The organism is Coprococcus aceti, assembly GCF_025567285.1.
Lineage (GTDB): Bacteria > Bacillota > Clostridia > Lachnospirales > Lachnospiraceae > Coprococcus > Coprococcus aceti.
Genome location: NZ_JAOQJT010000002.1, coordinates 58,117 through 84,989 on the forward strand (window position 1 = coordinate 58,117; position 26,873 = coordinate 84,989).

A 26,873-nucleotide genomic window follows, 5' to 3' on the forward strand; every position below is an offset into this window, starting at 1 on the left:
GGTGTTCTTATGTTAGCTGTTAATTATACAAACCTACGAGACAATATGAAAAAGTACATGGATAAAGTTACAGATGATTATGAAACCATGATTGTAACCCGTAAGGATAATAAAAATGTTGTTATGCTTTCAGAAGAGGCATATAACAATCTGATGGAAAATGTATATGTGATGGGAAACAAAGCAAACTATGACTGGCTTATGGAGTCAAAGACCCAGCTTGAGAAAGGAAATTTTGCTGTTCATGATCTGACGGAGGTATCTGTCGATGAATAAAGTCTTTACTGATAATGGATGGAAAGACTATGTCTATTGGCAGACGGAGGATAGAAAGACACTAAAGAAAATAAATAGTCTGATAGAAGATATATGCAGAAATGGAAATGAAGGCATTGGGAAACCCGAACCATTAACTGGAAATCTGACTGGCTTCTGGAGCAGACGAATAAATGATAAAGACAGAATAATATACAAGATTGACGATACTAATGTATATATTCTTGCTTGCAAATATCATTATAGTGACAGATAGACTAAGTGAGATATGGCCTATGACAACATTAAGAAAGAGTACAATAATGGAAAAGACTCAATATGAAAGGACAAAACAGATGATTTCAATTTTGGATTACGATGCAGGTAACATAAAGAGTGTTGAGAAGGCAGTGCAGTATCTGGGTGAGGAGGCTGTCATCACAAGAGACAGAGATGTGATCATGGCGAGCGACAAGGTGATACTTCCGGGAGTTGGTAGTTTCGGAGATGCCATGAATAAGATCAGGGAGTATGGTCTTGAGAACGTCATCTATGATGTTGTGGATGCAGACAAGCCATTCCTCGGAATATGCCTTGGTCTTCAGCTCCTCTTCAAGACCAGCGAGGAGTCACCGGAGGCAACAGGACTTGGAATCCTGGACGGTGAGATACTCCGTATACCGGATGCGCCGGGACTTAAGATACCGCAGATAGGATGGAATAATCTTGAGATAAATCCAAATGCAAGACTTTTCAAGGGACTTCCAGAGAACCCATATGTCTACTTCGTTCATTCATATTATCTGAAGGCTAAGAATCCGGAGGATGTAGCAGCGTCCACATTCTACTCAACTCAGATCCATGCCTCCGTGGAGCACGGCAATGTATTTGCATGTCAGTTCCATCCTGAGAAGAGCTCAGAGGTTGGACTTAAGATACTGAAGAATTTTATAGAGCTGGAGGTGTAGGACATGCATACAAAGAGAATAATACCTTGTCTTGATGTGAAGAACGGACGAGTTGTAAAGGGCGTAAATTTCGTAAATCTTATAGATGCCGGGGATCCGGTTGCCGTCGGTGCAGCGTATGACAAGGCGGGCGCTGATGAGCTTGTTTTCCTTGACATAACAGCTTCATCAGACCAGAGAAATATAGTTGTCGACATGGTAAGAAGAGTTGCTGAGACTATCTTCATTCCGTTTACAGTCGGCGGCGGAATAAGAACTGTCGATGACATTAAGGCAATACTCCGTGAGGGCGCAGACAAGATATCCGTGAACTCGGCAGCCATAGACAATCCGACGCTTATAGCTGATGCCGCTGACAAGTTTGGCAGCCAGTGCGTAGTCTTAGCAATAGATGCCAAGAGACGTGATGATGGTTCAGGCTGGAACATATACAAGCACGGCGGCAGAATCGACTGTGGAATAGATGCAGTTGAGTGGGCCATGAAGGCCGCAGAGCTTGGAGCTGGAGAGATATTACTTACCAGCATGGACTGCGATGGAACAAAGGCGGGATATGACATAGAACTCACCAGAACCATAGCAGACAATGTGAATATTCCAGTGATAGCTTCCGGCGGCGCAGGAACTAAGGATCATTTCTACGATGCCCTGACAGAGGGCGGAGCTGATGCAGCTCTTGCGGCTTCGCTGTTCCACTATAAAGAGCTTGAGATAGGAGATCTGAAGAGATACCTTCAGGATAAGGGAATTCCGATGAGACTGTAGCGATTTCTATATCAATCTCACGACACAGAATGATCGGAATGGATACCTATTCAGAGATTATTTTCCTAAAAATATATATGATAGAAGAAATAAAGATACAAAATTTTCCTAAGACAAGGTTAAATCATCAAAAAGGGAGAAATATGAGGTAAATATTTGATGATTTATCCCTTTTTGATCGAAAAAGGCTTGTTTAGGAAAATTTTGTATCTTTTGCTTTTTAATATGGCTTATTAGGAAAAATTACTGTTCGATATATGTTGCATTTCCGTCAGCGGCGCTGCCGGATGAATCTGAAAGGTCATCATCCAGGTAAGGATTGCCTGTGTCAACACCCTCAGCATGCAGGGCGTCATTAAGCCATGGGTCGTTGTAGTCTTCAACGTTCATGTTGTTAAATATATATTTTCCATTCTTGTCGAAGAAGAGCTCGCACCAGCCACAGCTATCAGGTGTACCTCCGATGAGGATGACGCTGTGTGAGCCGTCCGTGTTCTTGATCTCATGACGGAAATATTTGTCAGGACCACATTTGTCGGTGATATCTTCCTTGGTATCTCCGAGAACAAGGTAGAGACGGCCGTTTTCAACTTTCGTGTAACCATTGACATCATCTGTAGATACGGTGAACTGTATGGAGTTTCCCTCACTGTTTTCCTCGTATATCACTTCGGTACCATTTGCCAGGTGGAAGGTCTGCTTTATGTAGTCGATGGCTGCTGAGACGGTTGTCCTTGTCGCCGGGATGCACAGAAGAACTGCGCACACGGCAGCGGCGATGGCGGCATATTTGCCGACGCGGGCGAGTCTGTGACCAGATCTGCCGGTTTGAGCCTGTTCGGCAAGCTTTGCCCTGAGATCGTCTTTGTCATCCTGGGGCATGGTCACATTGTCCATGGTAGCTTTGTATAATTCGTTTATATCTTTATTATTCATGATCTATTCCTCCTTTAAAAATTCTTTTAGCTGATCCCTTCCGCGGGATATCCGCATGGAGACTGCTGAGACTGACAAATGAAGCATCTTAGCGATCTCCTTGAATGAATACCCCTCGTAGTAGTGCAGATACAGAGCCGTGCGGTATGTATCGGGCAGCCTGTTTATGGCTGCAAACATTGACTGTTCCTCCATATTGAAGCCACTTGTGAGATCATCGTTTGCCAGCTCTTCATAGCTGCTGTTCAGTCTGTTTGCCGCTGATTTCAAATGGTTTCTGCACATATTTGCGGTCATGGTGAGAATATAGGACTTCTCACAGCCCCTTGATATGTGAGGACTTTTTTCTATAAGCTTGGTATATACATTCTGGACAATGTCCTCGGAATCCGCTATATTGCCAAGAAAACTCATGGCCAGACGGAATGCATTGTCCGAGTAATTGTCATATAGTTCAAGCAGTTGCTGCTGCTTCAAGTGTCATCACCTCCGTGGTTTGTATGTATGAGAGAATCAGGAATCTTGTTCCTTCTCAATTGAGTTCTCATATATAAAACAAATCAAAATATCAAAATAGCACATGGATACGAAAATTTCTATCCCAAAAATCAATATTGAAAATTGCTTCGTAATTTGTACGGGACAAAAATGTACCAGATGTACAATAAGACCTGACATGAGATATTGATTTTACAAAAAAGGAGGACTGCGTATGAGCAAGGCGAAAAGGAAAGATCCGTATCTGAGCGGTCTATTGCAGAAGCTTGCTGAGACCGATAAGAAGATTTCTTTTACACGGCTGAGGTCAGAAGATCTGGATGGCGAGAGTAGGAAAGCAATATACGAATTCATAGAAAAGTATAGTGGCAGGTTTGGCGTGCGCTGGCTTTTGAACGAGTTTGGGCTGTCGCCAAGTGTGTACTATAATTACCTGCACAGTAAAAGAGATGGGTGCAAGGCACAGAAAGATCAGATTTTAGATGAGATCCGTTCTATATATGAAGAGCATAATGGCACCGACGGATACAGAAAAATGCATTATTATCTGCTTCAGAGGGGTTATAATATCAGCCTTGAGACAACGAGAAAGTATATGAACCAGGAACTTGGATTGTGTTCGGTGGTTGGTGCCAGACATCCTCCGTATGAAAAGCGCATGCCTTTTCACATTTGTCCGGATATTTTAAAGGGTAATTTCAAGGCGGGCCGGGTAAATGAGAAGTGGAGCATAGATTTTACATTCATCGCACTTGAAAATGGAAGTATACGGTTCAACTGTGCCATTATGGATCTGTATGACAGGAGTATTGTAGCATCTCTGTGTGGCACTGAAATGACCTCGAAACTTGCTATAAAGACTTTGAAAAAGGCTCTGTCCACAGATGAAGGAATAGATCCACGGCGGCTGATCCTTCACTCTGATCAGGGAAATGAATTTACATCGGAGGAATTCACGACATATTGTCTGGAGAGAGGTATCCGTCAGAGTATGAGCCCTCCGGGGCATCCCTACAGCAATGCACCCATGGAAAGGTATTTCAGCACGTTAAAGAGCGAGCTGATCAACCGAAAAAGCTATGGTAATGAGAGAAATCTGTACGATGCAGTAGATGATTTTGTGGAGAATTACTATAATACGACGCGGCCACATACTTACAACAATAATAAGCCTCCATATGAGGTGAGATATAAGCAGGCATAGATCAAAACACGATATTGATAACAGGCAGGTCATTATATTATACTTAAATCTGTTGACAGATAGGCTATTGATTGGGGGATGAAATATGATACTCAGTGCCAGTAGAAGAACGGACATACCGACATTTTACTCGGAATGGTTTTTTAATAGAATAAAGGAAGGATTTCTGTATGTGAGGAATCCTATGAATGCGCATCAGATAAGCAGGATAGACCTCTCACCTGAGGTGGTTGACTGCATTGTGTTCTGGACAAAGAATCCCATACCGATGCTTCCAAGGCTTCCGGAACTGGATGCGTACAAATACTATTTCCAGTTCACTCTGACAGGTTACGGCAAGGATATGGAGACGAATCTGCCTGATAAAAAGGGACAGCTCATTCCTGCATTTCAGGAGCTTGCCGGAAAGATAGGGAAAAAACGGGTCATCTGGAGATATGACCCGATAGTATTCACGAAGAAATATACGCCGGATTACCACATAAGGGCATTTACACAGATTGCGGAGGCGTTAGATGGCTGCACTGAGAAATGCGTCATCAGCTTCGTCGATATATATGCCAAGAACAGGAAAAATATGCAGGTTGTGGACAGCTATGAGATGAGTCACGACGATCTGGAAGCATTTGCAAAGGCGATAGCGGACATTGCAAGATCACATGGAATGTCGATGGCTACTTGTGCAGAGGTGGTGGATCTGGAGAAGTGCGGAATTGAACACAACTGCTGCATAGACAAGAAGCTCATAGAGGAGATTATAGGCTGTGACATAAAGGTGGCAAAGGATAAGTCCCAGCGCCCTGAGTGCGGCTGCATGGAGAGCGTGGAGATTGGCTCATACAACACCTGTCTGAATGGATGCAAATACTGTTATGCGAATTACTCGCCGGATGCGGTGAAGGCCAACTGCAAATGTTATGATCCCGCGTCACCGCTTCTCTGCGGTTCGGTCGGTGAGTACGACAAGATCACAGAACGAAAAGTGAAGTCACTGAAGCAGACTCAGCTCAGCTTCAGATTTGACGGTCAGGAATAACAGAACGGATAAATATAATTAGGAGGCGTAGATAATTGAGGATATCTGAAAAGGAATGGGAAAACATTGATTTCAGAAAAAAGAAATACAGACAGCTCAAGGCGGCGCTTGATGAGGCTGTCACAGGAAGAGATAATAAAGTATCTGCATTTGTATTGTGCGAAGACGGAAGATACAGCACGGAAGCTCTCGACAGGTTGGTAGATGAGCTGATAAAGTCCATGGATGAGTACGGAAACAGACACAACATGTGGTTAAAGGCTCTGGGGGATGAGAATGAGGCAGGAATGCCTGAGAAGTTCCGGGAATTTGTGTCGGACTATCTGTATTGTATCATTCGTCTCATGATAAGTAATATGGATTGGGTAGAGAAGGTGCTCACATGGCCGTTTGAGGATTCTTTTCAGCAGATATTGTCACATGCCGTGGAGGTGAGAAGGCTTGCAATAAAGTCTGATGTGGCAAAGTTCTGTGAGCTGTGGGGTGAGTCGTATTACTGTGGCAGGGGAGACGGCAGTCTGTTCGATATATTTACACTGGCGTACGAGTCGCTTAAGGATGTCGATATCAGCACAACTTTGACTCCTGAGATGAGGTCTATGGTAGAAAAATTGTGCGGGGAACAGAATGCTGCATACGAGGAGTATCTCAAAGAGGCAGAAGAGGATGTGATGTCTGATGTGGAGATAGATGCGGCTTTGAGTGAACTTGATGAGGATGAAGAATATAATCAATACATGGATGAGATGCTTGAGCGCACAGAAAATAGCGAGAATGAGTTTAAGAGAACATTTATCGATGCGGAGGTGTATTGTCAGCGCTATATCAGGCTCAGGGAGATCTTCTATATGGAGCTTGACGGTGACGAGATGAATCATGCCATGGCTGAGTTCGATGATCTTGTTGAGGGAATGATCGACGTATTCCTGTGCAGGCGTGGAATGTCATTGTATGTCGATGTTAAGGAGTTTGTCAGATCATATACCTGCATAAAGAAGCAGATAGACAGGATAAAAGAGCTTCGTTGGGAGGTGTAGTCTGTGGCTGGATTCAGAGATGATTTTTACTGTAGGGTAGGCCGCGATTATCACGAGCACATGGAGAGTTCGTTCATATATGGATATGTCAGGAGAGAGCGTGAGCAGAACCTCCGGCTTAGAATAAAGGAAGAATTATTCTGCCTTGCAGACACTCCCCTCAGCAAGGGAAGGTACACAAGATTTCTCGTAAGAGCGCTGCTCACAGACAGGAATCTTGTGGCGGGGCTGGATGGAATCATGTCTCTTCGAGAGCTGGTGGAAAAAACCTCGGTGGGTGAGGACTCCATGGAAAACATGGAAAATGGCAGCATCCGTGAGAAGCTTATAGGATTGTCAGAGAGTCTTGACAGGCATCCGGTGCTTGATATAGATGTGGATGTGCTTAGAGCGGTCACAAATGAGATTCTAGTCTCATTTGAATTTGAAGGGGAGAAGAAGAATCCGTATGTTCAGCTCACTTCGCTTTATATGGATCTGTATCACGGAGTTCTGGACAGTTCCGATTATATAAAAGGTCTGCTGGATTTCTTTTCCATGAACAGCAAATACATACCGGGAAAGGCTGATATGGCAGTCCTGCAAGAAAATGCGTTGGCCGTGTGGGGAAAAGACGTTTTTATCGGAGTCAGAAAGTCGGTTGACAAGCTTGCCAGACTGGCGCAGTTTGCGGAGAGTGATGATGTTTTATTTGCCAGGTTTGCTGATTCTCTGATGGAGAGAAATTATGCAGCAGAGCTTACCGAGAGGATTCAGGATGAAATTCTCAAGGTGGAGGTCAACACACTTTTGTATGACGCCGGATTCTCTTCCGATAATGAAACCTACAGACCTCCCAGAAAAAAAGAGAAAAGTATGGAGATACTGGATGCGTATTTCAAGTATGCGGGAGGAAATCCATTTGGCGGACATGATGAATCGGCTATCCCAGGGGACTATCTCACATGGAATGAATACTATGATGCATGCGATGATCTGAAGGATACACTGAACGCAAACAGGAATGACAGAGGGCACCACGATGTGTTCTTGCCAATGTGGCTTGACAGGGAGATCGGCGGTGGTGTGTTCCTGATCGGCAGAAACCGGTTTGAGGAGTCTGCGGGAGTGCGGATAGACAGTAACTGTGAACTCGGCGTGGTGTATTTCCTTGGAGTGGAGGAGGGCCGTGCGTTTGAGTTTTCTGCATTTCAGTCAAGCAGCTATGACAGAGATGCCTTTCCGGGTATGGAGGAGGCTGTCAGTTGGTTTCAGAATTATGATTACAGGGAGGATGCCCTTGAGGAATACAGAAACTGCAACAGTGATGCACCGGTCGGATGTCCTGATGTGTTCCTGAAATTTTTCGGACATACGGCGGCTGAAGAGATACATGAAGATTTGGTAAGTGATGAGGATATAGCTGAGACTTTGGCGGAATTCGACAGGGAGGTGCAGGAAGACAGAAAGAGAGCTGCATTTCACTCGGTTATGAAGAAAAAACATAGGAGTCTGTAAGTTAGGACGGGTGATAAGGAGGAATGATCGTGGATTGGTTTGAGAGACAAAGACTCAATGAGGTCAGCGAAAATAAGAAAAAATACCATGATCTCATGGACGAATTTGAAAAGATCATAAGCGGGAGGTCTCACTCGATCGTCCCATATGTAACAGATGAGAACGGAAAGTTCAGTGAGTCTAAAACGCAGGCCTTCATAGGTGAGTTTTTAGAGCTGATGGATATATATGCCGGTAAAAACATGCTCTGGTTTGGCAGGATAGTTGATGAGAAAGCCCTGCCCGGGCAGAAGAGCTTTTGCAGATATATGAGACTGTATTTGTACCTGGCTGTCCGCATGTCTCTGCTCAAGCTTGACTGGCTGGAGAATAAGATTGAGACGCTTCCCGACGAGTCATTTAACACAATACTTGCAGGATGCAGGAATTTCAATTCTGGGCAGGACAAGGATAATCTGCTCCTGGAATATGAGTGTGATGGTTTTCTGTCGGATTCAGGAGTCATCTCGTGGGGCATTGAGGTGTATTACTGGCTAAGTGACAGCACAGAGGACACATGGATGACACCGGACATGAAAAGAAGGATGGAAGACGCATTTGAGCAGCTTGAGGCTGAGAACGGGGATGTTCGGAGTTCAAATGAATCTCCTGCTGATATTATGGACAGTGATTATGGTATAGGTGGAGATGAAGAAGAATATGAATTCTTTATGGAAGGATGCGGTACCCCATTGAAGGAGAAGCCATTTTTCCATGATCTTGAGCCGTGGAAATATCTTCACGAACATGTGGCGGATGCGGAGACATTCTGCGCACGGTTCAGGGAGTTTATGGCGCTTCTCTATTCAGATGAGGTGCCGTATAGCTATCTGTCCATCATGACAAAGGTGGTCGAAGGGGCTCTTGATATGTATCTATGTAAGCACAACATATCAATATATGGCAATGCATATGACATGGCAGATGCGGTTATCTACATCAGGAAGGCGATGGAGAAGACGGATATGTTGTACAGAATGGAGAGAACATACGGTCCCGATTCTCTGTATTAGACAGAGACAGGATTTTATTATCAGTACAGTAATGGAAGCAGCAGTAGAAAGGACATAAGATAATCATGGCAAATATAGTTAATTTGAAGGAATACCTACGAAGAGTGTTCAAGGATTTAAAGGAATATACTGACGGACTCAGCCCGGAGGAGCTGGAGGAATTTCATGAAAAATGCCGCAATCTGTTCAAAAACGGCGAGGGGGATTACAGTGACAGGTATCTTCTTGCCTACTACGTAATGGAATATGCCAGAGCATATGGATTTGAATTCTCCCGTGCTTATACAGATATACTTGCCAGAATCCTAAAGAGTAAAAAAGAGGTATCGTCGGTGAGCTTTGGATGTGGAACCGGTATAGATTACTGGGGAATGTCTCATGCTGCCAGAGTTATACTGCGAAATGATAAGGTATCACTCAGCTATACAGGAATCGACCCTGCGAACTGGGCATACAAGATATCCGATTCACCGGATATGCCTGCCGGGGATCAGGTAGATATAAACAGTATTCATGATCCTGCCGGCGGGGATGGGTGCAGGTGTTCGGACTTTGGTGAGTATCTAAGTCTTATGGAGAGTGACAGATCAAGGAAACTCCCGGATATATATTTCTTCCCACATTCACTGAAGGAGGTGTGTCTGCACACTGTGCCAGATGGTGGTGCAGAGCAGTACAGGTACAATGCATATCAGTCCATGGCCCGTTTTTCGGGACTGATCGGAAGCAGACTGGAAAAAGGCGAGACTTTGTATATAGCGGTTACATATAGGAGAAAGCCACAGGGACTTGAGCATTATCATGCATATGATACGAGATATGCGACATATCTTGTTGACTGCCTGACCCGCAGGGAACTCAAGGTGAGTCAGTTAAAACCTGGGCATATTACAAGGCCTGGATATCAGGATATGGAAATCATAAATGACACTGAGGAGAATAAAAAATATTACTTCAGATACGAACAGAATCATTTCTATACAGGGAAAAGGTGTGCCGACGGAGAGAAGCTTGAACTGTGGCAGATGGGAAATGATGACTTTGGTTCATTTGACAAGCTGTTTTATGGGGAAGACAATTCACCGGCTATCACGGATGTACAGACATGGATCGATGTGGTCGGACGGAATCTGCATTCCATGGACAATGTTGCAAATATGTGCTATCAGGTGTTTAAGATCAGAGCAAATGAGCACGATGATGCCGCTATACAGAACGCTTACTTATATGGAAATGAAAGTGTAGATATGGTGGAAAAAGCACTAAGGACATTTGAATTTCCTATAGAGAAGGATAGATTGTCACTCAGGGCGATGGTTTATAATCTACATAAACATCTTGAGTCACAGGATATGCATGAGCAGATAACCGATAAGGTGATCATCAACATGGAATCGATTGCAAATGGGCTTATAGATGACGGGCTGCTTCAGGCTGACATTGACGATGACTGCGTAACCTATAATGAGACAGTGCTTGGTAATCAAATGGGAGTTTATGTGTACAAGGACAGAAACGGCAGAAATGCTGTGGGGCTTGACTCATTTGCCCAGCAGTCGGTGGTTGCCAATCTGGTAAGTGGAGGGTATCTCAAGGTCAGATCAGACGGGGATGAGAGACGTTCGTAGAATTTACGAGACAAAAAAATATCGTGTGTATACTCTAAGCATGAAAACAAGACATTTGCTGATACTTCGGAGAAAGAAAGGAGTTTACACATGGATATAACAAATATGAAAGAACTTTATGCAGAACTTATCAAGGCGGCAGGAAGAGGATTCAGAAACAGGAGCATAACCAATCCTGCGGTCGACTTCACCAAAAGGGCAAAGGCTGGGGTCTGTGACTCTATGACGGATGAAGAGTATTATGAGGAGCTTGATAAGGTTGAAGAACTGAACAGGGTTTGGCAGCACAAAACCAGCAAAACGGTCGGAGAATTGCTGCTCACAGCTCTGGAAAACCTGAACATCCGGGACGAGGATGTGGAGGACATTTCAGCTACGCTTATGTGTGCATACAGCAGGACTGACCAGGAGAGCATTCCGTGTGACTCAGATGTGAGTGAGCGGGTAAGTGATATAATATTCGGAAATCATCACGACAGGAGGACTGATGGTGAGACTGAGGAAATAGAGGAGGATATCCTTTATGAAGATGAGATTCCGTCAGAAGCATCCGGACAGGTGAGTCATATATTGAGTTCACCTGCCAGGATATACAAGTACCTTGATCGGAATGTGTACGGCCAGAAGGAGGCAAAGCGCGCCGCTGCCATGCTCCTCTGGAACCATGTGAATGGCAGGAGGCAGAATGTACTCTTTGCAGGCCCTACCGGCTGTGGCAAGACAGAGATATTCAGGCAGCTCGCAAAGCTATATTCGAACATAGTGATCCACAATGCCACCTCTCTGACGGGCACGGGCTGGAAGGGCAATACAAAAGTCAGAAATCTGTTCGATGTGGTGCCTCAGGATAAAATGGGCCACCTTATCATTGTCCTTGATGAGGCTGACAAGATGTTCGAGGATGCGGACGACAGGCATTACAGTTACATAGTCCAGAATGAACTGCTGAAGGTCCTGGAGGGGGACATGGTTCATTTTGATGGCAATCCGTCGAACAGTGAACCAGCTCTTGATATAGATACATCAAATGTAAGTTTTGTGTTCCTGGGTTCCTTCGATTCCATGGTCAGAGCGAAGGATGTGGCTGTGAATAAGAGCAGGGCTATAGGTTTTGGTGCAGTATCGTCTGACGAGTCATTTGACGGATACAGGAGTACATTCACTCAGGAAGATCTGGTGCAGTACGCAAATGTCAGAAGCGAGGTCGCCGGTCGTATAGGCACTATAGTGCAGCTAAATGAGATGACAGAGGATGATTTCTACGCCATCTTAAATGCCAAAGGGATCAGTCCGGTCGATAAGATTGCGGACTATTACGGGGTGCGGCTGAAGATGTCAGCTAATGCAAAGCACAAGCTGGCAAAGCAGGCGGCCGAAAACAGAATGGGAGTGCGATTTATCCGCTCACAGCTACAGAGAAAGCTTGATGATGAGCTTTTTGAGGACTGTAACAGGACGGAGTACACTATTGCTTAGATAAATATAATCAGATATCAGCGGGAGAACTGCAATGCAAATTATGCATTGTGGTTCTTTTTTGTCTGGTCGTTTGCCTGCCGTTGAAAAAACGGAAGAAATATAACTGGTGATATGATTTGTTTACAGGTTAGGTATTTGATTGCAGGAGGTAAAAATATATGCTGTATTGTTTAGAAGCGTTTCTTTTTTGTTTTATTGTCATGTATGCATTTGGCCGCGAGAGGCTGGTAATGCTGTGGAAGATTATGAAGATCACAGCATTGGTAATTGTAGTAATATTTTTTGTGAGAATGTATATTCAGAACCGGCGTATCCACTCTGAAGCTGTCGCAACCGTGACAGAGGTGACAAATGACGATATGATGGGTGGATACAGCCAGAAACTCACATTGGAATATACCTATGATGGCAAAAAGTATGTCGTTGAAGATCTGCAGACAATAAATCTGCAGGCAGAAAAGGGAGATATGTACACGGTACATTTCAGCTACCGCACCCCTGATAAGCTAAAATTCATACAGCCGGATGATAAAGTGAAAAATAAAAGAAAATAGCATTGCCTGACAAAATTCTCCGTTTTTTATACGGAATATCTATGTTGGAAGATTATACTTCGTATATGAGCTTGAGAGTTAGAGGAATATTGCGGAGGTGTAAAAGAGTATGGATGATACAGAGATTAAAATGTACGAAAAAAACTGGGTGAAAATTGCAATATGTCTTGCCAGGATGTACGGAGTAGGTGAATGTCTCAGGCCATTGCCAAATATTCCGTTGGACGAGATGGCAGATATAGTGATTGAGTGGACGGATGAGTATATAAAGTCCGGATGGAATCTGAGTAATGGGGGTGATATAGTAGACTTCTTTGAAATGAAAATAAAAATCTGGACTATGGATATTTAAAATAGTTCCAATATTAGTTATGAAAATGTATGCAATGTAAATACTCAACATATTGACTATGATGTAGTTTGTACTGTATAATAAGAAAATAAGTGTGTGTATTGCATATCCATATAGCACATCAATTATTTTAGTGTGAGGGATACCGTAAATACGGTGCATTATACGAAGGAGGGAATGTAATATGAAAAAGAGTGAGACAGGTTTTATAACCAGAATTGTAACTTTGATTATGGTATGTGTGATGGCATTATCACTGATACCTAATGTTTCGGCAAATGCTGCAACAACCAGTAAGAGCACAGCGTATAAGTCGACCAAGACTATGACGTGCTATCTGGCAGGAAGAGAGAGAAAGACTATCACCATGCCGGCTGATATTGCAAAGATAAGCTTTGGAAGCCAGAGTGCAGTGAAGATGAGAAAAGCATCATCACGCAAGGTTGTTGTGTCAGGAATCCGTAACGGAAAAACAAAGTTTACGGTGATCACAAAGGACAAGAGACGTATAGTATGTAACGTAGTCAGAACTACGAAATTTACAATGAGTCCGTCTAAAAAGCGTGTAATAAACACCAACATAAAGCTCAAGTATGTGAAGAGCTCTAATACAAAGCTTGCGACAGTAAAGCTGGTAAAGAACAAGAAATCCTTTACTGTTACCACTAAGAAGAAGGGTACAGTAAAGATCACAGTCAGATATTCAAACAATAAAGTAGAGACACTTCGTTTAGTAGTGGCTCACCAGCATACATGGAAGACAGTTGTAGATAAGAATGAGTGGGATGAGCCAATCTATGAAGAGCAGGATGTGTATGAGAATCACAGCATATGGCCTGATGGTAGTTATGCTGATGAACTCAGCGACTCTTGTGCAAAACAGAGATGGTGTGCAGACCATTGCATAAGCTGTTTTCCTGACTGTCCAGACCCAGACCCCGCAGGTAGATGTGCACTCAGCATCACTTGGGGTTCTTTTTATGTTCGGACAGACCAGGTACAGACTGGCACAAGACACCATGATGCCATCACACATAAGGAATGCAGTGTCTGCGGTGCCAGACAGTAACACATGAAATAAAGGCTCTGATAGCGATATCAGGGCTTTTTTCATGTTATGCTTTCTTGTGTGGTTTAAAGTTCAGGATAAAAGACATATCTAAAAATTATGATACCAAAATTAAAGAGTAAACCAACTATAGAAAGTGTACCGTTTGATATAAGCAACCCATACTTCCGACAAACTCCTAATGTCGTGCCATAGAACATAGTAACACCAATAACACCTAAAAACGCTATCATAAATATTGAGATATTTACCCTCTTTACCGGTCAACCGATAAAGAGGGTATTTTTATGTAAAAAAAACGGAAGAAAAATAAACGTCTGATATTATGATATAGAAGCTTGAGACATACCAGTATAAGAAAAGGAGGCAATGTTTATGAAGAAATTCAAGTTAATAAGAAGCAATTTATATGCGGAGAAACAGAATTATATCTCAACTCTCAAGATAGAGAATGATGACTATTATGTTGCATTTAATTATTTTTGCGACTATATGGGAGACCTGAAAAATAATGAGCTGGACATGCAGAATCTGGCAGTTGTTGTGAAAATGAAGGTGAATGGCGATGGGATGCCGATGATATATTCATCAACCGAGGATGATATTTTTATCAATCTGTGTCGATATCCAAACAATCTTCTTGATGACGAGGAAATCAAAAAGTTGATCTGCAGGCTGCAGAAAGCCAGGGAGACAAAGAAAGAATTGCTTAGATATGTACAAATGATTGCCAGAGGCGAGTACATAGATGTGGAAAAGGAATTTATCTAGCTGTCAGATTTGACAAATTCAATTATATCGGATACCGGACAGTCGAGAATGTTACAGAGAACATCGAGAGTCTTTGTAGTTATGGCTTCACCATGTTTCATTCTGTGAATGGTATTGGCCGGTATGCCGTGCTTAAATATGAGAGCATATTCAGTGATGTTCTTTTTGTATAGTGTTTCGTAAAAGGGTCTATAAGAAATCATATGAAAAACCTCCATTACTGTTAAAACTATCACATTTCATACAATTAATATGCTCAATAAGTTGACTATAAAACGCAAGCAGTGATATAGGAGGGAAGAAATAATAAAGAAATATAATTGATCTGCAGACATTTGTGACATAGAGGAGGAATATGATGGGTAAAAATACAGACCAGCCTGGGCTGGAACAGTTGGAAAAGGAACGTTTCCGTATAATTACGGACATAATTTATTACGCTGCCGGGCATGTTGACAGGATGGATTTTAAGTATGGGTGCACTCTCAACAGACTTGTATTCAAGGTAAGAGAGTGTATTGATATATATGACCTGGCAGAGGTGATACAGGAGGATATGTTAAATACATATTCCATTGTGATGGGGCTTGTGTCAGACAAATATCTGATGAGTAAGGAAGGTTCAAGAGGAAAGTATGACTGCGTCGTAACGAAAAAAGGTAAAAAGATAGGCATGGGAAGATATACCACGTCGGAAGGTGTTACTAAGATAACACTCAGCAGTGCTGCTGCGGACATGGTGATCAGGAACATCCGGAATGGAAGGTATTTAAATCGACATACTGAAATGGAGAATGACGATAAGGTATGTAAGTAATTAACCGGAAAAAACAGAGAATATGTTTGACATGGACAGATGTAAGTATGAAAATGAATATAAATAATATACAAGGAGCAATATTTATGGGGTATATGGTAGATAAAATGAGAAATATGAGCTTCCGTCAGTACAGCTTTGAGAAAAAGCTGCGCGACATTGAAGCTGAGATGAGCGGCAGGAACAGATCGTTTTTGCCGGAGATTACGGATGTTAATGGTGTAGTCAGCGAGGAACGTATAGATAGCTTCATAGCGGCGAATGTAGATCGTATAGAAGAGTATGGAACAGCCAACAACATGTGGAGAGAAAACGGTTTCAGGTCGGTCACTTCTGAGCACATGCCGGATGTGCTCCGGGAATATCTGAGCGATTTTATGTATCTTGCAATAAAGGTAATATTGACGGAGGATTATCTGGGTGATGAAGAGCTGGTTGAACTGCCGGTGTCGACATTTGAACAGATATACATGATGGCAGAGGAGCTTGGATCAGGTGAGATGAGATATGACGATGTGTTTACCGAGTTTTACTGCGGTGGTGTACAGCGTGCCAATCTTCTGGCATATTGTGATTCTTTATACGAGCTGCTTTCAGGTGAGAAGATAAAAAGCCTGATAACAGATGAGATGCTTGACAGGGCAAATAAGCTCTATGAGAAAGATGTGGAGCGTATCAACGGTTCATATCAGGAAATAGAAGATCTTCCTGAGGAGATAAGAGAGGAAATGGAAGATTGGAGCGAATCGGTAACTGGGGAAGAGATGCCAGAGCTCATTGGGATTTGTGATGTCCAGAATCCTGACGTGTTCTGCACGAAATACAGACGCTTCAGGGAAATATATTTTTCCGATGAACTTCCGCAGGATATCGATCTTGCAAATGTAGTAAAGAGGATGCTCAATATCTATCTGTGCAGCATAAATGCATCGTCATATGGATTTGAGGATGCATTTTCTGACTCATACATTTACATGAAAAGGGCACAGCGCATGGTGAGCTACGCGGCAAAGAAGCACGCAGAAGGCGGGGCGGATGACTGATGAAGGATTTTAAGAGGGAATACTACAAAAATCTCAAAAAAGACTTTGATGAGAAAATAGAGAAGTCCGCAATATTCACATATATAAGGGATGAATACGAGAAAGACATCGATACCCGGGAAGCTGGGGATGATAAAAGAAATTACATAAAACTCCGGAGACTCCAGTTGAGATACGACCGCGGAGAGATCGATATTCCTGGGTTCATGGAGGGATATATCAGAATAAAGCTCAATATGCCGAAGATCAACATGGAAAAAGACAAAGCCGGTGTAGTGTATGGCAACAGGAAGACCATGGCCAGAGTGAAAAACAGACAGCTCATCAGAAGGGGTTTTGACAGGCTGGAAGATGAGCTTGCGGCTGGAAAACGTAAGACAAAAGACAAACTCAAAGCTTTGCTCAAGACTGCCGGTGAAGACAAGGAGTTATTTGACAGAACAGTAAGAGAGTGTTTTCGAGATGACGATGTGGTTCCTGTTTCTCTGGATGAGTCCGATATAGACCTTCCGTGCGAAGATTGCCAGAGCCCCGGCATTGTACAGATGATAACATACGAGATGCTGTACGCCATAATAATGTATGATATAGCCGCCAAATTCTACGACATGGGATTCAGACAGATCAGAAGCGGTGAGGATACAGGCCGTATGGATAACGTCTCAGAGATGGAGAACCTTATTCCAAGAAAGAAGGATAAAAGTCTTGATCTTGTTGAACAGTTATTTCAGACTAAGAGGCTGAATAATCCTTTTTTAGGCAGTTCAGTTGTTGAGCCACAGAGAGATGAGAACAGGCTGGAGGAGGAGAGCACAAAGCTTCTGGACATCCTGAACACAGAGCAGAGAACAGATATATGTATTCCGCTCAAGATAGATCCCGCAACCGGATGTGGTGTATATATACTGGGAAGGGATTATTATACGGACAGAAGCCTCAAGGTCATGGAGAACAGAGCCCAGTATTGTAGATTTGGAATTATAGAGATGGATCCCGGTCTGGCGCCGGACACGATATTTGATATAAGGACCATCGATGATACCGATCCGGATGAATATCAGTCAGTTGTGGACATCTGGAAGACACAGGTGGTAAGTGACGCACATGAGGAACTCAGGGAGCGGAATGGCGTTATACCTGAGGGCTGCTCGGATTACTTTGCGGGATGGTTTTCTGATGACAACGACAACTGGTTTGACAGCCGGATAACCGGTGATGAGAGGATCGCATGTGCAGAACAGTTAAGCAAAGATAAGCAGCGGTTCATGAAAAGATATAATTAAACCTAGGTAATTCATAACGTGAAAAAGGCACATCACATGCAGAAATATTCTGTATGTGATGTGCCTTTAGCGTTATATAACTATCTTTTATTTATTCATATTCTTGTTCGCAGCGGCAAGCATGAGCTTGATTCTGTTGACCTGGTTGACCTCTGATGCACCCGGATCATAGTCGACAGCCACAATGTTGGCGTCAGGGTAGGCCTCACGCAGATGCTTGATAACACCCTTGCCCACGATGTGGTTTGGAAGGCATGCAAACGGCTGAGCACATACAATATTAGGTGCTCCGCTCTTTATGAGCTCGATCATCTCACCTGTCAGGAACCATCCCTCACCATTCTGGTTACCAATGGATACGATAGGTCTTGCATAGGCGGCAAGCTTCTCGATATGGGCAGGAGCCTCGAAACGCTCACTCTTTTCAAGAGCATCCCTTGCAGGTTTTCTGAAGGATTCCAGAACCTTTATAACAGTGTTGCTGACTATGGCTCCCTTCTTGGTCTTGCCAAGGAACTCATAGTTGTAATTGTTGTTGTAGAAGCAGTACATAAAGAAGTCCAGGAGATCCGGCATAACAGCCTCAGCTCCCTCAGCCTCCAGCAGGTCAACAAGATGGTTGTTGGCTGATGGCAGGAACTTTACAAGTATCTCTCCAACAATTCCGACTCTAGGCTTCTTGACATCAAGGAGTGGAAGAGTATCGAAGTCGTGGACGATTCCCTGTATATTCTTCTTGAATACTGCGTTGCTTCCGGTCTTTGTAAGGCTCTCCAGACAAACCTTCTTCCATTTCTCATGGAGTGCATTTGCCGAACCCTTTTCCTTCTCGTAAGGTCTTGTCCTGTACAGACATCTCATGAATACATCACCGTATATCAGAGCCTGCATTGCACGCTTTACGACCTTGTAGCTTATCTTGAAACCTGAGTTCTTCTCAAAGCCCTGGGCTGACAGTGCTATTACAGGTATCTGACCGTAGCCTGCCTTGGAGAGGGCACGTCTGATAAATCCTACATAGTTTGTTGCACGGCATCCGCCTCCTGTCTGGCTCATGATGACAGCCAGCTTGTTCACATCGTACTTTCCTGAAGTGATGGCGCTCATCATTTGTCCGACAACGATCAGAGATGGATAACATGCGTCGTTGTTTACATATTTCAGACCAACATCTATCGTCTCCTTGGTTGCATCCGGCAGGATCTCAATGTTGATTCCCATGCACTTGAATGCAGGTGCAAGAAGATCGAAATGGATAGGAGACATCTGAGGTGCAAGAACTGTATAGTCCTTCTTCATCTCCTTGGTAAATTCTATTCTGTTGATGGCACTGCTTGACGGACATGTCTTGTAGTGCTGTTCATGTCTTGAGTTGACCGCGCTTATGAGGGATCTGATTCTGATCCTTGCTGCACCCAAGTTGCTGACCTCATCGATCTTGAGGACAGTGTATATCTTGCCTGACTTGGTAAGTATATCGTTGACACAGTCAGTTGTTACAGCGTCAAGACCACAGCCGAATGAGTTGAGCTGTATGAGCTCTAAGTTGTCACAGGTCTTGACGTAGTTGGCTGCCTTGTACAGTCTTGAGTGGTACATCCACTGGTCGGAGACAATAAGAGGTCTCTCGACCTTGCCAAGGTGTGCGACTGAATCCTCGGTAAATACAGCAATCTTGTATGAGTTGATGAGCTCTGGGAGACCATGGTTGATCTCAGGGTCCAGATGATATGGACGACCAGCCAGAACTATGCCGAGCATATCGTGTTCATCAATGTATCTGAGAGTTTCTTCGCCCTTAGCACGCACATCCTCCTTGACCTTCTCTGCCTCTGCGTACGCCGCATGTATGGCGCTTCCAATCTCGTCCATTGTCACATCATAGTACTTGGACATCTCACGGTACATACGTTTTACGAGAGCTTCCTCGTTGTCCAGGGCCACAAATGGTCTGATGAATGTTATGTCGTCAGCCTTGAGTTCCTCCATGTTGTTCTTGATGTTCTCTGCATAAGAAGCAACGATAGGACAGTTGTAGTGATTGTTTGCCTCAGGAGTCTCGTTCATTTCATATGGTACACATGGGTAGAAGATGGACTTGATTCCATTTTTCAGCAGCCACATAACGTGTCCGTGTGAGATCTTGGCAGGGTAACACTCTGACTCACTAGGTATGGATTCGATACCCAGGCTGTATATGTTTCTCGATGACTTTGGAGACAGTACAACTGAGAATCCAAGCTTTGTGAGGAATGTGTGCCAGAAAGGATAATTCTCGTACATGTTGAGTACACGAGGAACACCTATCACGCCACGCTTTGCCTCCTCAGGCTTAAGTGACTCATAGCCAAATATTCTTCCAAGCTTATATTCAAAGAGGTTAGGAATGTTGTCTGCGTTCTTCTTCAGACCGACACCCTTCTCACATCTGTTTCCAGTGATGAACCTCTTGCCGTTTGAGAATTTGTTTATTGTAAGGAGACAGTTGTTTGTACATCCTTTACATCTTGTCATGGAGCTCTCATATGTGAGCTTTCTTATCTCCTCGATAGGGAGCATAGTCGTGACAAATCCCTCTTTGTACTTGTTCCTAGCGATGAGGGCAGCACCAAAAGCACCCATGATACCTGAGATGTCAGGTCTTATGGCTGTTCTTCCTGATATGACCTCAAAGCTCTTTAAGACAGCATCGTTGTAGAAGGTACCACCCTGTACCACAATGTTCTTGCCGAGATCCTTAGGATCTGTGAGCTTTATAACCTTGAGCAGGGCGTTCTTGATAACAGAGTATGCAAGTCCGGCTGATATATCAGCCACGGATGCGCCCTCCTTCTGCGCCTGCTTAACCTTTGAATTCATGAAAACGGTACATCTTGAACCGAGGTCTATAGGTGTTCTCGCTGTGATGGCGATGTGCGCAAAATCTGCTATGTCATAGTTCAGTGACTTCGCAAATGTCTCTATGAATGATCCACATCCTGATGAACAGGCCTCGTTCAGCATAACGTTATCTACAACGCCGTTCTTGATCTTGATACACTTCATATCCTGACCGCCGATATCAAGAATGCAGTCGACCTCAGGGTCGAAGAATGCTGCGGCTGTGTAGTGGGCTATTGTCTCAACCTCACCGAAATCCAGAGAGAGAGCCTGCTTGATAAGAGCCTCACCGTAACCAGTAGAACATGAGCCTGCGATCACTGCGCCCTCAGGAAGCTTGCTGTATATATCCTTTATAGCTCTGATGGTGGTGTTAAGTGGACTTCCGTTGTTGCTGCTGTAGAAGTCGTAGAGCAGTTCACCGTCAGAACCGACAAGTGCAACCTTTGTGGTGGTTGAACCGGCATCGACACCGATGAAACAGTTTCCTTTATATGTTGCGAGATCACCGCGCTTTACGGCGTACTTGTTGTGATCTGCCTTGAATTTCTCGTAATCTTCATCGCTCTCAAAGAGTGGCGCAAGTCTCTCTACACCTGAGGAGAGGTTGAGCTCCTGTGAGAGTGCATGTATAAGCTCTGAAAGTGTCATGGATACCTCAGGCTTGGAGTTCATGGCGGCACCTACGGCTGCAAACAGATGTGAGTGTCCCGGATCTATGATGGCATCACCTGTCAGGTTAAGAGTTCTGATAAATGCATTCTTCAGCTCCGGGAGGAAGTGAAGAGGACCGCCCAGGAATGCAACATTGCCCTTGATAGGTTTACCACATGCAAGACCGGATATAGTCTGGTTGACAACGGCCTGGAATATTGAAGCGGCCAGGTTTGGCTTTGTAGCTCCCTCGTTGATGAGTGGCTGTATATCTGTCTTGGCAAATACACCACATCTTGCAGCGATAGGGTAGATGGTATCGTAATCCTTTGCATAGTCGTTAAGACCTGATGCATCGGTCTGCAGAAGTGTAGCCATCTGGTCGATGAATGAGCCTGTACCTCCGGCACAGACACCATTCATACGCTGCTCTATTCCGTTTGTAAAATATATGATCTTGGCATCCTCACCGCCGAGCTCTATGGCAACGTCGGTCTGTGGTGCATAGTCCTGCAGTGCCTCTGATACACAGACTACCTCCTGTGTAAATGGCACATCGATGAGCTGGGCGAGAGCCAGTCCACCTGAACCGGTTATACATGGATTGACCTCGTTCTCGCCGAGGGCATCCTTTGCTTCCTGTACAAGATCTTTAAGTGTTTCTTTGATATTTGCAAAATGTCTTTTGTAATCGGAGAAAAGTATCTTGTTGTCCTTGTCAAGGACAGCAACCTTAACTGTTGTTGATCCAATATCAATTCCTAATGTGTACATAAAACAACCCTTCCAATTTCTTTTGTGTGTTGAATGTGTTTGATTTCGACATTTCTGCCGATAAAGCTACTTTATTATAGTGTAGGGTTTAAAAAAATACAATGACTTTATAAAAACTTAACCATTACCAGAAAATGTAAAAATAAAAGTTTTTTGCAGGTAACTATATCATCGGAGGTGAATATATTATAAAAAAGCCTTTCAGGGGTAAGCTATGAATTTTGATACCTGTAACGGAGTTATCCATGTAGTGAAGAGAGGGGACACACTGTATAAGCTGTCCAGGATATACAAGGTAAAGCTCAGCGACATCATATCAGCAAACCCGTACATCAACGTATACAATATGCAGCCGGGGGATGAAGTGTGTATTCCCGTGATCATGGAGGAAGATTTTCTTATATATACAGTGCAGGATGGAGATACATTTGAGGATGTCCTTAAGAATACCGGAGTATCTCCGGATGATCTGTTCAAATTCAATCCGGATCTCTACAAGATGGCCCTTGCCGCGGACATGGAGATAAAGTATGTGGACTTTCAGAAGTAGATGGATGCACATGGCTGTATGATATCTGTCCTGGCTGCCGGTTTATAGCTGGCAGCTATTTTGCTGTTATCCGCCAGGTTAGAAAAACTTAATTATTCTACTGTTGTAAACTCATTTTTTATATTATATAATTCAAAAGGTGTAGTTTAAAAAAGTATGACAGGAGTTTTTCTATGAATATAATAAGTAAGATCGAGAAGAAGTTTGGCAGATACTCCATTCGAAACCTCACATTATACCTCATCATAGGCTACGGTATAGGATATCTGTTGTTCATGTTCCAGCCAAAGATACTGTTCATGTTGACACTTGATCCGGCGGCGGTAATGCATGGACAGGTGTGGAGACTTTTCACATGGATAATCACACCACCGGTATTCGGTGTCGATATATTCACGATAATCATGCTGATATTTTACTACAGTCTGGGATCTCTGCTGGAACGTACTATCGGAACATTCCTTTATAATCTGTACATGTTCAGCTCCATGCTGTTTACCATGATCGGTATAATGCTTGCACACATATTCTGTACCTATATCATAAGGTATGATTACGCGAGCTCGACTGGTTATTTCGCATATGCATCGACATATTATATATTGATGTCCATATTCCTTGCTATAGCGGTATGCTATCCTGACATGAGCGTGTTATACGCCATGATCATACCGATCAAGATGAAGTATCTCTCGATACTGTATATCGTCATTATAGCGTATTACTTCATCAATGAGACATTTATGGGAAGAGTGAACATAGCCATGTCACTTGTGAGCTTTGTGATATTCTATCTGAGCACGAAGAACTTCAGAAAGTTTTCGCCAAAGCAGATGAAGAGGCGGCGGAATTATAACAGGCAGGTGCGGACAGCAAAACAGGAGAATATCGGACACAGATGCGTTGTGTGTGGAAGAACGGACAAAGATTATCCTGATCTGCAGTTCAGGTACTGCTCAAAGTGTACAGGTAACAAGGAGTATTGTCAGGATCATCTGTTTACCCATACACACAACTAGGATATATGATCAAAGATTTATAAAGAAGATAAAAGAGGAAGTTTATTATGTATAATGAAGAGAAGAAGCTTATAACCGATATACAGAGAAAGAAGGATCTGGACAGGAATCTTGCACTGTTTGCAGGGGTGGCATCGAAAGCAAATTATGAATATGCATGCCACAAATTCACCTTGAATTACCTGACACTCAAGGACATGCATATGGATGGGGATGTCCCTGATGATCCATATATCGCTCAGTGCCAGGCTGTGATCGACAAGCTGATAGGCGACTTTGTTGTGGGAGATAAGACGGTGTGCGAGGATGCTGACATGAAGCTTATCTCGGATGTCAGGAACACCATAACAGCCAAGATGAAGGTGCTCACATCATACACGGATGCATTTGAGATGTATGAGTATATTTTAAACAGGAAAGAATACAGTTATCCGGAGAATGTTGACGAGGAGATACAGAAGGAGCTTAAGGAGCTCGATGAGGCGGGCGTCAGTGACTTTGCAGAAGAGATATACAGATTTGTGTTCGCAGATCAGGACAAGGTTGCCATTAACTCCAAACTGCAGTCCATCATAGGACAGCTCCCGATACGTATGACAAAGAACAGATTCTATGACATTCTGGGAGAAACGCTTGATATATATAATGGAGTGGAGAAGGAGTCTCTTGACCAGTTTATTGAGATGATCGAGAATACTGCTCTCATAAGACTTCCAGAGGGATTTGAGACAGAGTACCCTGAACTACATGAGGCGCTTGAGGTCTTAAAGGCCGGTGATTACACTGCTCTTGATTACGATGGTTACAGAAAGCTCACTGATGTGCTGGACAGAAGTGCAGCATTCCTGAATTCGGTTGTGACTGAATATATGCTCATCATAGAGCTTGTAAACGATCTCTATGTTATGATGCTTGCGCTGGATTCAAAGGAAGGCGTATCTGAGAGCTGTAAGAAAGCGATGACTGTCATAGAGAAGGCTGTCGCTGACGACGGAGAGCATCTTGAGGCTGTATATGCACTCCTTGACGATATCGTCGGAGAACAGGAGCTGGCAGGAGAGCATAAGGTAATGCTTGAGTCCGCTGTGTACGACATCTCAACCGGTTACACCGATGATATTGCCGCAAATGAGCTTCAGGATACATACAGAGATCTGGAGATCATGGATAAGCTTCTCTCGGGAAGTATGTTTGTGGATATAGACAATATAGCTGTGATGGGCGTACTCAATGTGGATACTGATTATATAGCTGCATGTAAGGAGAAGCTGACAAATGAGTTTGCAGATCTGTTTGCGGCCAACTCAATGACAGTCAACAGAGCCATCATGGCAAAGATACTCTCCAACATACCTGTTTTCTTCAACACCACTGATGAGATCAGGGAATATGTAAACGGATCTCTTTCGAGATGCAGGGAAAAGAGTGAACTTCTTGCGGACTATATTGTTATAAAGCAGATGATGGAAGAATAAACTGTTTATTACAGGTGATTGAATATGGTCATTGATGATAAGTTTTATGTTGGTGGAGCCCGGGACCGGCAGATCATAAGGATGGTCAGAGGAATAAGGCGCTTCCATAGAGTAAAATATGTGCCTGGAGTGTTCGTTATCACACTTCCGTTGTTTGGAGATGGGATTCTGGAGATATATGAGTTGAATGAACTCAGGCAGAAGATCTACACTGACATGGGCGATGCTATACATATTGTCGGTGCAGCTCCAAGCAGATTCCAGGCTGTACTGCTTGTCAGGGATATAATAGATGATATATATAAGAAGACCGGGGATGTTGATGTGGAGAGATTTTTTGCATCGTGACCAGATAGTCTCTGGGTCTAAGGGGATGGAGCATGCATATTGTTTGGTTGATATTGAAGATACTGCTCATAGTTATCCTGTCGCTGGTGGGACTGGTAGTGCTTCTTGCACTTCTCGTATTGTTTGCGCCGGTGAGATACAGGGCGTATGTGAAGAAGGATGATGACATATTTGCGAAGTTCTCTGCCAGATGGCTTGGTTTTGTCCTGTGTTTTAAGGTTTTGTATGATTCGGACGGCCTTCGGTACAGGCTGAGGCTGTTTGGCGGAACCATCATGGGCAGCGAAAAAAGTGCCATACCGGAGCCGGAAGAAGAGGTATATTCTGAACCCGGGGAATACAGTCGGGCTGAGACAGAGGAAGAAGCTTCTGACAGTCCGGGATATGAAGACTATCCATCGGTGGAGCCGGAGGACAGGCAGTTTCTTCTTGAGGACAGCGAATTTGAGGAGCCCGTACTGGGGCCGCTCATCAGGCTGGGCAGAAGGATAGACAGTATGGCAAAGACGGTTGTATCGAAGTTCAAAGATCTGTCAGAGAAGTTTGCCAGTCTGAAAAAGAAAAAAGATGGCTATACTAAGCTTGTACACAATGTCAGAACAAAGGAAGCCATGAGAGTTTTCAAGGTTGAACTGATAAAGGTGTTAAAGCATCTTAAGCCCACAAAGCTTAAGGGGCAGATCATATATGGTGCGGATGACCCGGCAACAACAGGTGAGCGCCTGGGGTATATGAGCCTGCTTTTCCCACTATACTATGATAATATAGATATAACACCGGATTTCTCTGAAGCCCGGCTGGAAGGAGACCTGTTCATGAAGGGCAGGATAAGACTTGGAACAATCGGCTGGAGCGTGCTGAAGGTGATCTGGAACAAGAATGTCAAGATAACTATTGCTCGATTAAAAAAGATATCAGGAGGAAATTGA

At 43.6% G+C, this 26,873-nt stretch carries 27 protein-coding genes; 23 read left to right on the top strand and 4 right to left on the bottom strand.

What is annotated here, in order from left to right; genetic code table 11:
• Positions 1–9 precede the first annotated feature (9 nt).
• From OCV54_RS02675 to hisF, 4 genes are all read left to right on the top strand, one after another.
• Positions 10–276 carry a type II toxin-antitoxin system Phd/YefM family antitoxin gene (locus OCV54_RS02675; RefSeq protein ID WP_015534854.1) on the top strand — a complete coding sequence of 89 codons (267 nt, stop codon included), beginning with the start codon at positions 10–12 and terminating at the stop codon, positions 274–276.
• Positions 269–532, top strand: coding sequence for a Txe/YoeB family addiction module toxin (locus tag OCV54_RS02680; RefSeq protein WP_022216562.1), 264 nt, complete (start codon positions 269–271; stop codon positions 530–532). The genes OCV54_RS02675 and OCV54_RS02680 overlap by 8 nt, the downstream gene beginning before the upstream one ends.
• A 79-nt stretch (positions 533–611) precedes the next feature.
• On the top strand, positions 612–1,223 hold the full coding sequence (gene hisH, locus OCV54_RS02685) for an imidazole glycerol phosphate synthase subunit HisH (protein WP_055222847.1): 612 nt from the start codon (positions 612–614) through the stop codon (positions 1,221–1,223).
• 3 nt (positions 1,224–1,226) lie between these two features.
• The gene (hisF, locus tag OCV54_RS02690; protein ID WP_055222526.1) at positions 1,227–1,988 is read left to right on the top strand and encodes an imidazole glycerol phosphate synthase subunit HisF; all 762 of its coding nucleotides are present in this window, start codon (positions 1,227–1,229) and stop codon (positions 1,986–1,988) included.
• Positions 1,989–2,231: 243 nt separating this feature from the next.
• Here the strand turns inward: hisF and OCV54_RS02695 are convergent, their stop codons facing one another.
• Positions 2,232–2,924 (bottom strand): hypothetical protein, encoded by a 693-nt coding sequence (locus OCV54_RS02695; protein ID WP_055222528.1) that lies wholly within the window; start codon positions 2,922–2,924, stop codon positions 2,232–2,234.
• Positions 2,925–2,927: 3 nt separating this feature from the next.
• On the bottom strand, positions 2,928–3,401 hold the full coding sequence (locus tag OCV54_RS02700) for an RNA polymerase sigma factor (RefSeq protein WP_055144614.1): 474 nt from the start codon (positions 3,399–3,401) through the stop codon (positions 2,928–2,930).
• A 235-nt stretch (positions 3,402–3,636) separates the two neighbouring features.
• Between OCV54_RS02700 and OCV54_RS02705 the strand changes: the two genes are divergently transcribed.
• The 11 genes from OCV54_RS02705 to OCV54_RS02755 all read left to right on the top strand — a co-directional run bounded on the left by OCV54_RS02705 (position 3,637) and on the right by OCV54_RS02755 (position 15,101).
• Positions 3,637–4,626 (top strand): IS3 family transposase, encoded by a 990-nt coding sequence (locus OCV54_RS02705; protein ID WP_055222530.1) that lies wholly within the window; start codon positions 3,637–3,639, stop codon positions 4,624–4,626.
• Between the two features lie 85 nt (positions 4,627–4,711).
• The gene (locus OCV54_RS02710) at positions 4,712–5,662 is read left to right on the top strand and encodes a DUF1848 domain-containing protein (protein WP_015534858.1); all 951 of its coding nucleotides are present in this window, start codon (positions 4,712–4,714) and stop codon (positions 5,660–5,662) included.
• A 35-nt stretch (positions 5,663–5,697) separates the two neighbouring features.
• Positions 5,698–6,699 (top strand): hypothetical protein, encoded by a 1,002-nt coding sequence (locus OCV54_RS02715; RefSeq protein WP_055222532.1) that lies wholly within the window; start codon positions 5,698–5,700, stop codon positions 6,697–6,699.
• A gap of 3 nt (positions 6,700–6,702) precedes the next feature.
• Positions 6,703–8,196, top strand: coding sequence for a hypothetical protein (locus OCV54_RS02720; RefSeq protein WP_055222534.1), 1,494 nt, complete (start codon positions 6,703–6,705; stop codon positions 8,194–8,196).
• A gap of 29 nt (positions 8,197–8,225) precedes the next feature.
• Positions 8,226–9,248 carry a hypothetical protein gene (locus OCV54_RS02725; RefSeq protein WP_055222535.1) on the top strand — a complete coding sequence of 341 codons (1,023 nt, stop codon included), beginning with the start codon at positions 8,226–8,228 and terminating at the stop codon, positions 9,246–9,248.
• Between the two features lie 65 nt (positions 9,249–9,313).
• Entirely contained in the window at positions 9,314–10,876 is a 1,563-nt protein-coding gene (locus OCV54_RS02730; protein WP_156327893.1) for a hypothetical protein, read from the top strand.
• 105 nt (positions 10,877–10,981) lie between these two features.
• Positions 10,982–12,352 carry an AAA family ATPase gene (locus OCV54_RS02735; protein WP_262563257.1) on the top strand — a complete coding sequence of 457 codons (1,371 nt, stop codon included), beginning with the start codon at positions 10,982–10,984 and terminating at the stop codon, positions 12,350–12,352.
• Positions 12,353–12,513: 161 nt separating this feature from the next.
• Complete coding sequence (locus tag OCV54_RS02740) at positions 12,514–12,909, top strand: hypothetical protein (protein ID WP_055222542.1); 396 nt, start codon at positions 12,514–12,516, stop codon at positions 12,907–12,909.
• A gap of 109 nt (positions 12,910–13,018) precedes the next feature.
• Entirely contained in the window at positions 13,019–13,261 is a 243-nt protein-coding gene (locus OCV54_RS02745) for a hypothetical protein (RefSeq protein ID WP_055222544.1), read from the top strand.
• Between the two features lie 184 nt (positions 13,262–13,445).
• The gene (locus OCV54_RS02750) at positions 13,446–14,330 is read left to right on the top strand and encodes a hypothetical protein (protein ID WP_055222546.1); all 885 of its coding nucleotides are present in this window, start codon (positions 13,446–13,448) and stop codon (positions 14,328–14,330) included.
• A gap of 375 nt (positions 14,331–14,705) precedes the next feature.
• Entirely contained in the window at positions 14,706–15,101 is a 396-nt protein-coding gene (locus OCV54_RS02755; protein WP_055222548.1) for a hypothetical protein, read from the top strand.
• On the opposite strand, the gene OCV54_RS02760 is transcribed toward OCV54_RS02755, so the two are convergent.
• Positions 15,098–15,319, bottom strand: coding sequence for a helix-turn-helix domain-containing protein (locus tag OCV54_RS02760; RefSeq protein ID WP_308936780.1), 222 nt, complete (start codon positions 15,317–15,319; stop codon positions 15,098–15,100). The two genes, OCV54_RS02755 and OCV54_RS02760, sit on opposite strands and share 4 nt — an antisense overlap.
• 140 nt (positions 15,320–15,459) lie before the next feature.
• Between OCV54_RS02760 and OCV54_RS02765 the strand changes: the two genes are divergently transcribed.
• From OCV54_RS02765 to OCV54_RS02775, 3 genes are all read left to right on the top strand, one after another.
• Complete coding sequence (locus OCV54_RS02765) at positions 15,460–15,918, top strand: hypothetical protein (RefSeq protein WP_055222550.1); 459 nt, start codon at positions 15,460–15,462, stop codon at positions 15,916–15,918.
• Positions 15,919–16,004: 86 nt separating this feature from the next.
• A complete protein-coding gene (locus OCV54_RS02770) occupies positions 16,005–16,961 on the top strand; it encodes a hypothetical protein (RefSeq protein ID WP_055222553.1) in 957 nt (318 codons plus the stop codon).
• Entirely contained in the window at positions 16,961–18,244 is a 1,284-nt protein-coding gene (locus OCV54_RS02775) for a hypothetical protein (protein ID WP_055222554.1), read from the top strand. Before OCV54_RS02770 ends, OCV54_RS02775 begins: the two co-directional genes overlap by 1 nt.
• A gap of 87 nt (positions 18,245–18,331) precedes the next feature.
• On the opposite strand, the gene OCV54_RS02780 is transcribed toward OCV54_RS02775, so the two are convergent.
• A complete protein-coding gene (locus OCV54_RS02780) occupies positions 18,332–22,552 on the bottom strand; it encodes a 2-hydroxyacyl-CoA dehydratase (protein WP_055222556.1) in 4,221 nt (1,406 codons plus the stop codon).
• A 214-nt stretch (positions 22,553–22,766) separates the two neighbouring features.
• Between OCV54_RS02780 and OCV54_RS02785 the strand changes: the two genes are divergently transcribed.
• From OCV54_RS02785 to OCV54_RS02805, 5 genes are all read left to right on the top strand, one after another.
• Entirely contained in the window at positions 22,767–23,102 is a 336-nt protein-coding gene (locus tag OCV54_RS02785; protein WP_022216550.1) for a LysM peptidoglycan-binding domain-containing protein, read from the top strand.
• Positions 23,103–23,275: 173 nt separating this feature from the next.
• Positions 23,276–24,121, top strand: a complete 846-nt coding sequence (locus tag OCV54_RS02790; protein WP_022216549.1) for a hypothetical protein — start codon at positions 23,276–23,278, stop codon at positions 24,119–24,121.
• Positions 24,122–24,168: 47 nt separating this feature from the next.
• On the top strand, positions 24,169–25,596 hold the full coding sequence (locus tag OCV54_RS02795; protein WP_055222558.1) for a hypothetical protein: 1,428 nt from the start codon (positions 24,169–24,171) through the stop codon (positions 25,594–25,596).
• Between the two features lie 24 nt (positions 25,597–25,620).
• Positions 25,621–25,944: a hypothetical protein gene (locus OCV54_RS02800; protein WP_015534869.1), complete on the top strand. Its 324-nt coding sequence runs from the start codon at positions 25,621–25,623 to the stop codon at positions 25,942–25,944.
• Positions 25,945–25,976: 32 nt separating this feature from the next.
• Positions 25,977–26,873 carry a DUF2953 domain-containing protein gene (locus tag OCV54_RS02805; RefSeq protein WP_055222559.1) on the top strand — a complete coding sequence of 299 codons (897 nt, stop codon included), beginning with the start codon at positions 25,977–25,979 and terminating at the stop codon, positions 26,871–26,873.